Raw genomic sequence first — 11,879 nt, forward strand, 5'->3', positions numbered from 1 at the left:
GCGTTGCCAGATCACGGTACGGATACACCGCGCAGGACACGCCGGGTGCAGTCTTCGACGGGGTTCGTGCGCTCGGTACATTTCTGCGCGTGACGTCTGTGGCTGTGGTGCTCTGTGTTGCTGTCGTGGTTGCGGTGGTGCTGTGGTTGCGCGCAGGCGTGCGCCGTCTTCGGACGTTGCAGCAACGCCACCGGGAGAGCCTGCGCCTGCTCCTCCACGAACTCGACGACCGCTACGATCTCGTGCCCGCGCTCATCGCGGCGTCGGCCGGCGCCGGTGTAGAACGTGAGCGCATCCGGCCCGTCGTCGGCGCCCGCTCGCTCGCCATCGGTGTGCGCGACCAGCGCCTGGGTCTCACCGAACGCGCCGGTGCGGAGAACGCGCTGTCGGCGACGCTCCACGAGCTGATCGGTGGACTCGGAGGGGTCAACCACTGGCCGTTCATCCGGGTCGCCCGGGAACTGCAGACCCGCGAGCAGCGCATCGCCGGAGCCGTCCGCGTACACAACGACCTCGGTGGCGCACTGAACACCGCGGTCGGCGGATTCCCCACCTCGCTGTTCGCGAAGCTCGCGGCCGTCGGACCTGTCGTGCTGTTCGAGGCGCCCGCGCCCGTCGCCGCATCCGAGCCGGCCCGCAGGCACGAGACCGTCGATGCGGAGGTTGTCGAGAACGACGTCCGGTCGGAGTCCGAGGCGACCTCCGACACCGTCGCTGCCTGACCTGCGACCCGCAGCGACTAGGCTCGTTCCCCGACACGAGCGCGACCGCACCGGCGTCGCGCCGCCGAACGACGGGTGAGGACGCAATGAGTGACCGCGACGAACTGGCAGCACTGGTACGCGAGCTGGCGGTGGTACACGGCCGCGTGACCCTGTCGTCCGGTAAGGAAGCCGACTATTACGTCGACCTGCGCCGCGCGACCTTGCACCACAAGGCCGGCCCGCTCATCGGCACGCTCCTGCGCGAACTCGTCTCCGACTGGGACTTCGACGCCGTCGGAGGCCTGACCATGGGTGCCGACCCCGTCGCCCTCGCCGTCATGCACGCCCCCGGCCGGCCCATCGACGCCTTCGTCGTCCGCAAGGCCGCCAAGGCCCACGGCATGCAGCGGCAGATCGAGGGACCGGACGTCACCGGCAAGCGCGTGCTCGTCGTCGAGGACACCACCACCACCGGCAACTCGCCGCTCACCGCCGTCAAGGCGCTGCGCGATGCCGGCGCGATCGTCGTGGGTGTCGCGACCGTCGTCGACCGCGCGACCGGCGCCGACGAGGTCATCGCCGCCGAGGGCGTCGAGTACCGTTCCCTGCTCGGCCTCGCCGACCTGGGTCTGGACGACAAGTAGCCGCGTGGGGGCGCGGGTCCGGCAGACCGTCACGCATCTCGCGGACGGCCGGGAACTGATCTATTTCGACGACACCGAGCCGTTCGTCTCCGGTGCCGCGACCCGCGACCTCCACGACCGCCGCGACCTGCCGCCGGTCGCGGCGACCTCCGAGATGCGCGGCGACCCGCTGACGGGGGAGTGGGTCACCTTCGCGGCCCACCGCATGGACCGTACCTTCCTGCCGTCGGCCGTCGACTGCCCGCTGTGCCCGAGCAGGGCGGACGTGTGTACCGAGATCCCGGCCGACGACTACGACGTCGTCGTGTTCGAGAACCGTTTTCCGTCGCTCGGGGCGCCGTCGGCCGGTGAGGATCTCGTCGACGACGAAGGTCTGTGGCCGCGACGACCGGCGACCGGCCGCTGCGAGGTCGTCGCGTTCACCCCCGACCACGACGCCCGATTCGCCGACCTCTCCGTGCCGCGGGCGCGCACCGTCATCGATGCGCTCGCCGCCCGCACCGCCGCGCTGTCGAAGCAACCGGATGTCGAGCAGGTCTTCTGCTTCGAGAATCGCGGCGTGGAAATCGGTGTGACACTGCAACATCCACACGGGCAGATCTACGCCTACCCGTTCGTCCCACCGCGCTCACGCGCCCTGCTCGACCGCGCCCGTGAGTATCGGCAGCGGACCGGCAGGTCGCTGCAGGGCGCCATCCTCGACGCCGAACGACGCGCGGGCACCCGACTGGTGGTCTCCGGCGACGCGTGGTCGGCCTATGTCCCCGCCGCGGCACGCTGGCCCGTCGAGGTGCACCTCGTCCCGCACCGCGACATCCCGGATCTCGCCGCCCTCGACGAACACGAACGCGACGAACTCGCCGCCGTCCAGCGCGACCTTCTCGGCCGCGTCGACCGGTTCTTCCCCGGCGTCGACCGCGCCCCCTACATCGCTGCCTGGCACCAGGCGCCGGTCGGTGCACCTCGCGGGGACATGCGGCTGTTCTGCCAGATCTTCTCGTTGCGGCGGGCCCCGGACAAGCTGAAATATCTCGCAGGGTCCGAATCCGCGATGGGCGCGTGGATCAGCGACACCACCCCCGAACGGATCGCCGAACGCCTGCGTGAGGTGGCGCCATGACGTTCGCAGAGACCGCCCGCGCACTGTTCGCGACCGAGTTCGGCACCGAACCCGAGGGCTGCTGGTGCGCCCCCGGGCGCGTCAATCTCATCGGCGAGCACGTCGACTACGCCGGGGGTCTGTGTCTGCCGATGGCGATCCCGCAGATCACCGTCGTCGCGGTGCGTCGGCGCTCCGATCATGTACTGCGCGTGCGCAGTTCCGGTTTCGACGGCGTCGACCTGGATCTGCGCGACCGGCACGTCGACGGCTGGGCCGCCTACGTCGCCGGCGTGATCTGGACGCTCGACCCGCCGGGATTGACCGGTGCGGACATCGCGGTCGCGTCGGACGTGCCCGTCGGAGCGGGACTCTCGTCGTCCGCGGCGCTCGAGACGTCGGTCGCGGTGGCGCTCGCCGACCTGTGCGGGCTGCCCCTCGGCGACGACGGCCGTGATCGACTCGCCGCGGCGTGTGTGCGCGCGGAGAACGATTACGCCGGTGCCCCCACCGGTGGGCTCGACCAGCGGATCGCCCTCCACGCACGTCCGGGCCACGCGCTGCTCCTCGACTTCGCCGATGGCAGCAGCGAACACATCCCGTTCGACGCGGAAGCCCGCGGGCTGACCGTGCTGGTCGTCGACACCGGGGCCGGACACGAGCTCGCCGACGGACAGTACGGACAGCGTCGCCGTGAGGTCGAGGACGCCACCCGGTTCCTCGGCGTGGAGAGCTTGCGCGACGCCTCGTCGGCGGACCTGATCGACGATCCCGTCCTACGTCGCCGCGCCCGGCACGTGATCGACGAGATCGCCCGCGTTCAGAAGGCTGCGGAGTTGTTGCGGGCAGGGCGGATCCGGGATCTCGGACCATTGCTCGATGCGTCGCACCGCTCGTTGCGCGACGACTTCGAGGTCAGCTGCCTCGAACTCGACACCGCAGTCGACGCGGCCGTCGCTGCCGGTGCACTCGGCGCCCGGATGGTGGGCGGCGGTTTCGGCGGGTCGGCGATCGCGCTGTGCGAGGACGACCGCGTGGACTCGGTGCGGAAGGCCGTCGCCGACGCCGCTGTGCAGCGCGACCTGCCGGCGCCGACCTTCCTGCGCGCCACGGCGTCCGGCGGTGCGCGCCGTTGCTGAAGCTTGCGGGACGATCGATGCAGCCGGGTACTGTGCGCGCATGGGTTGGTTCAGTCGCAAGAGGTGGGGCGTCGAGCACGCGGTGTTCGCGGCGGCGTCGGCCGCCACCGTCGTCGGGGGAGTGTCGGGGAACGAGAAGTTGCAGCAGATCGCCAAACCGCTCATCGCACCCGCGCTCGCCGTGCGGGTGCTGCGCCGCTCCCGCGACACCGATCGCGCCGACACCGCCCTGCTTGTCGCAGGTCTCGCAGCCGCCACCCTCGGTGACATCGCCATGATCCGCTCCGACGAGGACCGCCGGATCCTGAGCGGTGCAGCCTGTTTCGGTGTCATGCAGACCGCCTACTCGAGCATCCTCGTCCGGCGCGGTGCGCGGGTGTCGAAGCCGGTCGCGGTGCAGCGTGCCGGTGCCCTGGCCGGTGCGGCCGGTCTGCTCGCCGCCCGCAACCGCTCGGTGGCCGCGCCGCTGACCGGATACGGCGCCCTGCTCGCCACCACTGCGATCCTTGCCGGAGACCCCGCCCTCGCACCCGGTGCGCGAGTGCGCGCAGGGCTGGCCGTGCCGGGTGCCGACAGGCGTAGTCGGCTCGGTCTCGGCGGCCTGATCTTCACGCTGTCCGACGGATCGATCGTGGTGCGCCGCACCCTCCTGAAGGACGAGAAGATGCGCGCGGCAGCGGAAGGGTTCGTGCTCGCCACCTACACCGTGGCCCAGCTGTTGCTCGTGGAAGGGCTCCTTGCTCTCACGAGCCGGAACAGTCAGGGATAGAGGACGATCCGGTCGCGGTCGAGCGGGTCCACCCAGATGCTCACGACCTCCCCGGGCGCGTAGCGCTGCAGGTTGCGACGGTCGACCTCGTAGACGACCGTGCCGCGATAGGACTCCGAGCCGGGCACCGTGAGCTCGAGATCGAGCCGGGTCAGCTGACCGGTCGAGGTCAGATCGAGCGGGGTCGCGGAACGGATGGTCGCCCATCCCTCGTACCCTTCGCGTTCGATACGGCGCATGACCTTCGAGCGGCGACCCGCGAGCGCCATCGACAGACCGAGCACGGTGCCGTACAGGCAGACGAGGAAGACCACCTGGAAGCCCTCGGTGCCGGGTTCGGAGATCGGCAGGAACAGGTGCATCCACAACGCGAGAACGACGACATATCCCACGGTGACGAACGCGACGGTGGCAACGATACGACGATTCACAGCTCCTCCGATCCCAGCCTATCCCCGCTGTGCGCCGTCGGCTCCCGCCCGTGACTAGGGTGATGCCATGTCTGCCCCCAGCGTGGTGATCACCGGAGCCGCCGCCGGTATCGGCCGCTCCACAGCTCTGTTCTTCGCCCGTCACGGTTACCGCGTCGGCGCCTTCGACATCGACACCGCGGGGCTCGCGAGCCTCGCCGAGGAGGGCGCCTCGGTCACCGCGGGGCAGATCGCCACCGGTGCCCTCGACGTCACCGACACCTCCGCGTGGACCCGCGTACTCGAGGAGTTCTGCACCGACGGCCGGCTCGACGTCCTCGTCAACAACGCCGGGCTGCTGTCGTCCGGGCCGTTCGAGGACACCCCGGCGAGCCGGCACCGGCAGCTCGTCGACGTCAACGTCACCGGTGTCGTCCTCGGCTGCCACGCGGCCTTCCCGTATCTCCGCGACACCCCCGGCGCGCACATCGTGAACATGTGCTCGGCGTCGGCGCTCTACGGACAGCCCGAGCTCGCCACCTACAGCGCCACCAAGTTCGCGGTGCGCGGCCTGACCGAAGCACTCGAACTCGAGTGGGCACGCCATGACATCAAGGTGCAGGCGTTGTGGCCGCTGTTCGTCGACACGAACATGGTCGACGGGATGGACATCGGCTCGCGACGCTCCCTGGGCGTGAACCTCGGCGCCGACGACGTCGCCCGCGCGGTGTTCGACGCGACTCGTCCCACGCGGCGCTCGGGACGGGTGCATCGGCCCGTGGGCCGGCAGGCGACCGTGCTCGCCACGCTCGCCCAGGTGTCGCCCGGATGGATGAATCGCCTGGTGAACCGGCGCCTGACCGGCCACTGACGCCGCTCGATAGAGTGACACCCGCACGTCGTCGGGAAGGGTGTTGCGTGAGAATTCGGATGTGGCCGGTCGCAGTCGTCGCGGGTGTGGCACTGTTCGTCGCAGGATGCGGAGGCTCCGCGGACGGGCCGGAGGCCGACTCCGAAGCGACGTCGACGACGACCTCCGCGGCTGCCTCGACGACCCCCTCCACGACGGTCGCTGCGAGCACCACCGAGGAGGCGACCCCGTCGACGACCGAACCGGCTCCCGAGCCCGAGACCTCCCCGGAGGAACCGGCTCCGCTCGCGCAGGTCGAGTACCAGCGCAACGAGTCGTACTACTTCAGCAGCCCCGACGGCACCTTCGAATGCGGCATCGTCCGGCTGCCCACCCGCACCGAGGCGGGCTGCGAAGGACCGACCGATCCGATCCCGCCGCGCCCCGAGGACTGCATGGTCAACTGGGGACTCGGCATCCGCGTACAGGACTCCGGAGAAGGCGAGTTCGTGTGCTCGGGCGGACCGGTCTACCTCTCGCCCGACGGGGCGAGCCCCGTCCTGCCGCCGGGATCGTCGTTGTCGCAGCTCGGCTACACGTGCGCCACCACCGCAGCCGACGTGACCTGTACCAACGACGCCACCGGCCACGGTTTCCGTGTCGCAGCAGGTTCGAACGAGACGTTCTGACGGTGACCGACACGCATTCCGAACCGGCCGTCGAGGACGTGGCGGGCCCCACCGAATGGGGTGAGCACCCGCACGGCGTCGGACCGTGGATCGAGGAGTTCGGCACCGAGCCGCCCACCGACCCGCGCTACGACCCCGAGCTGCTCGCCCACGGCGACCGGCGCAACGTCGTCGACGCCTACCGCTACTGGACCCGCGAGGCGATCGTCGCGGACATCGACCGTCGCCGGCACCCGCTGCACGTCGCCATCGAGAACTTCGCCCACGACGCGAACATCGGGACGGTCGTTCGCACCGCCAACGCGTTCGCCGTGGGCACCGTGCACATCGTCGGGCGACGCCGATGGAATCGGCGCGGAGCGATGGTCACCGACCGCTACCAGCATCTGCTCCACCACTCGGATGTCGACGCGCTCGTCGCGTGGGCGGCCGAACAGGACCTCGAGATCGTCGCGGTGGACAACACCCCCGGCTCGGTCCGGTTGGAGACGGCGACCCTGCCGCGCCGCTGCCTGCTGCTGTTCGGGCAGGAGGGTCCCGGCGTCACCGAAGCGGCCCGCAACGTCGCCTCGATGACGGTCTCCATCGCCCAGTTCGGCTCCACGCGGTCCATCAACGCGGGTGTCGCCGCGGGGATCGCAATGCACGCGTGGATCCGGCAGCACGCCGATTTCTCGGACGCCTGGTAACACCTGCCCCGCAATCCGGGATGAAAGTCGCGCGGACCGTCGTCGGGGCGGCCGCCGGTCGGGCAGTGTGGAGGGTGATGAACACCGCAGCAGGACAGCGTTCGGACGGAGTCGAGGCCGCCCGGTGGTCGGAGCGGGCCGACGCCGCGGAGGGTGCGATCGTGTCGCGACACATCCGTCGTCTCTGGGCACTGCCCGGCACCGCGCTCGGGGTGGTCGGATGGCCCGCCGTCCGACGTGAGCGACTGTTCCTCTCCTGGCACTACTGGTGGCAGGCGCACCTGATCGACGCCGCCGTCGACGCCGCCGAGCGCGACGCCACCCCGCGCCGCCGGCGCCGTGTCGTGCGGCTCGCACGCACCCACCGCATCCGCAACCTCACCGGCTGGACCAACAACTACTACGACGACATGGCGTGGCTCGGCCTGTCGCTCGAACGGGCCGAACGGCATCTCTACGTCGACCACCGCGGCGCGATCGCGACCCTCGTCGACGAGCTCGTCGACGCCTGGCAACCCGAGAGCGGCGGCGGCATCCCGTGGCGCCGGCGGGACACCTTCTTCAACGCCCCCGCGAACGGTCCGGCGGCGCTGCTGCTCGCCCGCACCGGCAAGGTCTACCGCGCCGAGGAGATGGCCGACTGGATCCACGACGTGCTGCTCGACCCCGAGACGGGCCTCGTCCTGGACGGCATCCGTGATGGCGTGCACGAACGCGCGATCTACAGCTACTGCCAGGGGGTGACGCTCGGCCTCGAGACCGAGCTCGCCCTGCAACTCGACGACCCCAGGCATCGCCGCAGGGTCCACGCGCTCGTCGCCGCGGTCGACGATCACCTCACCGAGCGCAGCGTCGTCACCGGCGGGGGAGGCGGCGACGGGGGACTGTTCAACGGGATCCTGGCCCGCTACCTCGCGATGGTCGCCACGACACTGCCCGTCGTCGACCGCGACGACATCCGCGCCCGCAACGTCGCGGCACGGATCGTGCTGGCGTCGGCGGAGGCCGCCTGGGAGAACCGGCTGCAGGTCGAGGAGCTGCCGGTCTTCGGCCGCGACTGGTCGCGGCAGGCGCGGCTACCCGGCCTGGGCACCTCGGTCGCGCGGTTCGCGGGCGGCACCGTCCGCGAGTCGGCCGTCGCCGAACGTGACATGTCGGTGCAGCTCGGCGGGTGGATGCTCATGGAAGCGGCCTACGCTGTCGCGGCCTCGCGGTCCTGAAACGGAAGAAGGTGGATTCCGACCCGTTCGTTCGACGGGCGGAAGCCACCTTCTGTGGTGCCAGGTTCGTTCCTACGTGCTCTCGATGCGGTTGATCGGCATCGTCGCGGCCTCGGCGGCCGGCGCCTCACCGTTCTTGGCCGCACGACGCGAGTTGAGCACGCGCTTGCCGACCTCCGTGATGATCGGGATCACCGAGACGAACACGATGCCCAGGAAGATGATGTCGATGTTGTCGGCGATGAAGCTGATCTGTCCCAGCAGGTAGCCGAGCAGCGTCACGCCGGCGCCCCACACGATGCCGCCGATGATGTTGTAGGTGATGAACACGCGGTAGGGCATCTTCGCGGCGCCCGCGACGAGCGGGGCGTAGGTGCGCACGATCGGCACGAAACGTGCCAGGAAGATCATCGCGGGTCCGTGGCGCAGGAAGAAGCGGTGCGCTTCGTCGATGTAGGCCTGCTTGAAGAGCTTCGAGTCCGGCTTGAACAGCCTGGTCCCGCCCTTCGCGCCGATGAGATAGCCGACCTGGTCGCCGAGGACCGCCGCGATGGGGATCGTCACCATCAGCACCCACAACGGGGCGAACGGTTCGACCTCCGCCGACTTGGCCGCCGCGATCAGGCCCGCGGTGAACAGCAGCGAGTCGCCGGGCAGCAGCGGGAACAGCAGACCGGATTCGATGAACACCACGAGCAGCAACCCGATGAGCATCCAGGTACCGAACGAATTGAGTAGATTGACAGGATCCAGAAACCCCGGTAGCAGGGCCAGATTGGTCACGGACTCCGAGGCTTCGAACACAGTCACGCGATCCAGGGTACCGGCGGCGTCCACCTCCCCCCGAATCCCGACACCCACCCCGGACGGCCCGAGTATCGAACGGACGTGTCACTTGACATACTGCAAGGACAACCGGGCACCCACCACATCCCGGTGGGGTGCCAATCGACTCTCATCTGGAGGACAGCCGCTGTGCCTATCGCGACTCCCGAGGTCTACGCCGAGATGATCGCCCGCGCGAAGGAGCACTCCTTCGCGTTCCCGGCGATCAACTGCACGTCGTCCGAAACGATCAACGCCGCCATCAAGGGCTTTGCGGACGCCGGCAGCGACGGCATCATCCAGTTCTCGACCGGTGGCGCCGAGTTCGGCTCGGGCCTGGGTGTGAAGGACATGGTCACCGGCGCCGTGGCACTCGCCGAGTTCGCCCACGTCGTCGCCGAGAAGTACGACGTGACGATCGCTCTGCACACCGACCACTGCCCGAAGGACAAGCTCGACGGCTTCGTCCGCCCGCTCATCGCGATCTCGCAGGAGCGCGTGAACAACGGACAGAACCCGCTGTTCCAGTCGCACATGTGGGACGGCTCGGCCATCCCGATCGACGAGAACCTCGAGATCGCGCAGGAACTCCTCGCTGCCGCCAAGGCCGCGAAGATCATCCTCGAGATCGAGATCGGCGTCGTCGGCGGTGAAGAGGACGGCGTCGAGAACGCCATCAACGACAAGCTCTACACCACGGTCGAGGACTTCGAGAAGACCGTCGACGCGCTCGGCGCCGACAAGGGCCAGTACCTGCTCGCCGCTACCTTCGGCAACGTCCACGGCGTCTACAAGCCGGGCAACGTCAAGCTCAAGCCGTCCGTCCTCGCCGAGGGCCAGGCCGCCGCGTCGAAGAAGCTGGGTCTGCCCGAGGGGTCGAAGCCGTTCGACCTCGTCTTCCACGGCGGTTCGGGCTCGCTGAAGTCGGAGATCGACGAGGCGCTGAGCTACGGCGTCGTGAAGATGAACGTCGACACCGACACGCAGTACGCGTTCACCCGCCCGATCGCGGGACACATGTTCACCAACTACGACGGTGTGCTCAAGATCGACGGCGAGGTCGGCAACAAGAAGGCCTACGACCCGCGCAGCTACCTCAAGAAGGCCGAGGCGTCCATGACGCAGCGTGTCATCGAGGCCTGCAACGACCTCAAGTCGGCGGGACGCTCGGTCTCGGCCAAGTAAGGCCCCACCGATACCAGGAGGGCGCCGACGTTCTCGTCGGCGCCCTTCGTCGTCCCTACGGTGTGCAGAAATCCTCGCGACACGCCGAGGGCGAACGACGACTTCTGCACACTCGTGGTCGCTGTCGTCCCGTTATTCGCTGCAGACCTTCCACTGCTCACCGTCGAGCGTGAGGTCGAAGGTGCGGTCGGTGACATCGTCGGGATCGTTCACCGTGTGCGCGGTGACCTGCGCGATGGCGGTGCCCTCGGTGATCTGGATGCGATCGACGCTCGTCACCACCGGGATCTCGCCCTGTTCGACGGCGAGCCGGTGGATGTCGCGGAAGTTCTCCGGATCGACCGTCTCGTAGAAGTCGGAGAGCGCTCCGCAGGTCGACTCCCGCAGAGTCCCCAGGTCGCCCGATTCGAGTGCTCCGACGAAGGTGTCGATGCTCGCGCGGATCCGGCTCTCGGGGGAATTGTCGGCGCGGTCCTTCAGGAACACGATCACCCCGGCCGCGACGATCGCCACGACCACCAGCACGGCCGCTGCTCCGACAGCGATCAGCCGACGACCGCGGCTCTTGTCGCGGGCCGGCGGGATGCGCGTGGGCGTGGGCTGGACGGCGACGCGGACGGGCTCGGGCTGAACCGTCGGTTCCTCACGGCGCGGAGCGATGCGCTGCGGCGGCGCCTTCGGCACGTGGCTGCGGACCGGGATCTGCACCGTGGGCGCATCGGCGGAGGTGACATCGGGCGCGGGCTCGGATTCGGGGGTCGGGCGGGACTCGACGGTCTCGGGTTCGACGAAGGGAAGCGCCACGGTCTCGTCCGTGGTGACGCTCTCGTCTGCAGCCTGTTCCGGCTCATCGCTGCTCGCGTCCTCACCCGAGGACGCCGCATCGGTGGTCGGCTCCTCAGGTTTCTCGGAGACCTGCTCCGCCGGCTCGTCGGCCTTCTCGGTTCCCGCGCCCACTGCATCCTCGGGCACTGCATCCTGGGGCACTGCATCCTGGGGCACTGCATCCTCGGATACCGCTTCTTCTGCGGCTGCTTCGTCGGTCGCCGCCGGCTCGACAGGGGGTTCGTTTTCCGCACTCTCGTCCGGTGTCTCGACAGAAGGGGTCGTCGAAGTCTGCTCGGGTGACTCTTCGTTCTTCGGGTCCGACAACGTGCTGCACCTCGCTCGACGGCCTGCGGTTACCCGGGGACTCTATCGAGCCTTCGCCACGGAAGGGCACAATGACCCCATGACGTCTTTCGGTGATCTTCTCGGACCGCAGCCCACCCTTCTCCCCGGCGACGACGACGCGGAGTCGGCCCTGCTGAACAACGAGGACCCGGCGAAGGTCGCAGCCGACCATCCCACCGCCTCGATCGCCTGGGCGTACCTCGCCGAGGCCGCACTCGACAGTGGCGAGACGATCCAGGCATACGCCTACGCACGCACCGGATATCACCGCGGTCTCGACCAGCTGCGCCGCAACGGCTGGAAGGGTTTCGGTCCCGTGCCCTACAGCCACGAACCCAACCGCGGTTTCCTGCGTTGCGTCGCCGTCCTGGCCCGGGCAGCCCGAACCATCGGTGAGTCGGACGAGCACGCCCGCTGCCTGGACCTGCTCGAGGACTGCGACCCGCGGGCAGCGGAAGAACTCGGCGTCGAATAGACGCCCGT

14 protein-coding genes are annotated in these 11,879 nt (G+C 69.3%); 11 read left to right on the top strand and 3 right to left on the bottom strand.

All coding sequences use genetic code 11. From position 1 onward, the window contains the following. The first annotated feature begins 134 nt into the window (after positions 1-134). The 5 genes from K3M35_RS18470 to K3M35_RS18490 all read left to right on the top strand — a co-directional run bounded on the left by K3M35_RS18470 (position 135) and on the right by K3M35_RS18490 (position 4,355). Positions 135-722: a LemA family protein gene (locus K3M35_RS18470; protein ID WP_019291040.1), complete on the top strand. Its 588-nt coding sequence runs from the start codon at positions 135-137 to the stop codon at positions 720-722. 86 nt (positions 723-808) lie between these two features. After that, positions 809-1,348 (top strand): orotate phosphoribosyltransferase, encoded by a 540-nt coding sequence (gene pyrE, locus K3M35_RS18475; RefSeq protein ID WP_006552999.1) that lies wholly within the window; start codon positions 809-811, stop codon positions 1,346-1,348. 4 nt (positions 1,349-1,352) lie between these two features. Beyond that, on the top strand, positions 1,353-2,468 hold the full coding sequence (gene galT / locus K3M35_RS18480; protein WP_217579510.1) for a galactose-1-phosphate uridylyltransferase: 1,116 nt from the start codon (positions 1,353-1,355) through the stop codon (positions 2,466-2,468). Next, a complete protein-coding gene (galK, locus tag K3M35_RS18485) occupies positions 2,465-3,586 on the top strand; it encodes a galactokinase (protein ID WP_217579511.1) in 1,122 nt (373 codons plus the stop codon). The genes galT and galK overlap by 4 nt, the downstream gene beginning before the upstream one ends. A 40-nt stretch (positions 3,587-3,626) precedes the next feature. Next, on the top strand, positions 3,627-4,355 hold the full coding sequence (locus K3M35_RS18490) for a lysoplasmalogenase family protein (protein WP_033096220.1): 729 nt from the start codon (positions 3,627-3,629) through the stop codon (positions 4,353-4,355). Here K3M35_RS18490 and K3M35_RS18495 read toward each other — a convergent pair. Then, positions 4,346-4,786: a hypothetical protein gene (locus K3M35_RS18495; protein ID WP_019291044.1), complete on the bottom strand. Its 441-nt coding sequence runs from the start codon at positions 4,784-4,786 to the stop codon at positions 4,346-4,348. The two genes, K3M35_RS18490 and K3M35_RS18495, sit on opposite strands and share 10 nt — an antisense overlap. 67 nt (positions 4,787-4,853) lie before the next feature. Here K3M35_RS18495 and K3M35_RS18500 point away from each other — a divergent pair, with 67 nt between their 5' ends. The 4 genes from K3M35_RS18500 to K3M35_RS18515 all read left to right on the top strand — a co-directional run bounded on the left by K3M35_RS18500 (position 4,854) and on the right by K3M35_RS18515 (position 8,213). Beyond that, on the top strand, positions 4,854-5,636 hold the full coding sequence (locus K3M35_RS18500; RefSeq protein ID WP_033096219.1) for an SDR family oxidoreductase: 783 nt from the start codon (positions 4,854-4,856) through the stop codon (positions 5,634-5,636). Between the two features lie 59 nt (positions 5,637-5,695). Further along, positions 5,696-6,304 carry a hypothetical protein gene (locus tag K3M35_RS18505; protein WP_217580287.1) on the top strand — a complete coding sequence of 203 codons (609 nt, stop codon included), beginning with the start codon at positions 5,696-5,698 and terminating at the stop codon, positions 6,302-6,304. A 2-nt stretch (positions 6,305-6,306) separates the two neighbouring features. Further along, complete coding sequence (locus tag K3M35_RS18510) at positions 6,307-6,993, top strand: RNA methyltransferase (RefSeq protein WP_019291047.1); 687 nt, start codon at positions 6,307-6,309, stop codon at positions 6,991-6,993. Between the two features lie 77 nt (positions 6,994-7,070). Then, positions 7,071-8,213, top strand: coding sequence for a glycoside hydrolase family 76 protein (locus K3M35_RS18515; protein ID WP_041803825.1), 1,143 nt, complete (start codon positions 7,071-7,073; stop codon positions 8,211-8,213). A 72-nt stretch (positions 8,214-8,285) separates the two neighbouring features. On the opposite strand, the gene K3M35_RS18520 is transcribed toward K3M35_RS18515, so the two are convergent. Continuing rightward, positions 8,286-9,023, bottom strand: a complete 738-nt coding sequence (locus K3M35_RS18520) for a VTT domain-containing protein (protein ID WP_024101889.1) — start codon at positions 9,021-9,023, stop codon at positions 8,286-8,288. Between the two features lie 165 nt (positions 9,024-9,188). Here K3M35_RS18520 and fbaA point away from each other — a divergent pair, with 165 nt between their 5' ends. After that, complete coding sequence (gene fbaA / locus K3M35_RS18525) at positions 9,189-10,223, top strand: class II fructose-bisphosphate aldolase (protein ID WP_006552988.1); 1,035 nt, start codon at positions 9,189-9,191, stop codon at positions 10,221-10,223. A 132-nt stretch (positions 10,224-10,355) separates the two neighbouring features. Here fbaA and K3M35_RS18530 read toward each other — a convergent pair whose 3' ends face one another. Then, complete coding sequence (locus K3M35_RS18530) at positions 10,356-11,210, bottom strand: hypothetical protein (RefSeq protein ID WP_308257087.1); 855 nt, start codon at positions 11,208-11,210, stop codon at positions 10,356-10,358. Positions 11,211-11,454: 244 nt separating this feature from the next. Here K3M35_RS18530 and K3M35_RS18535 point away from each other — a divergent pair, with 244 nt between their 5' ends. Beyond that, positions 11,455-11,871: a DUF3151 domain-containing protein gene (locus K3M35_RS18535; protein ID WP_006552986.1), complete on the top strand. Its 417-nt coding sequence runs from the start codon at positions 11,455-11,457 to the stop codon at positions 11,869-11,871. The last annotated feature ends 8 nt before the right edge of the window (positions 11,872-11,879 follow it).

This window comes from Rhodococcus sp. DMU2021, assembly GCF_019641445.1.
Lineage (GTDB): Bacteria > Actinomycetota > Actinomycetes > Mycobacteriales > Mycobacteriaceae > Rhodococcus > Rhodococcus pyridinivorans.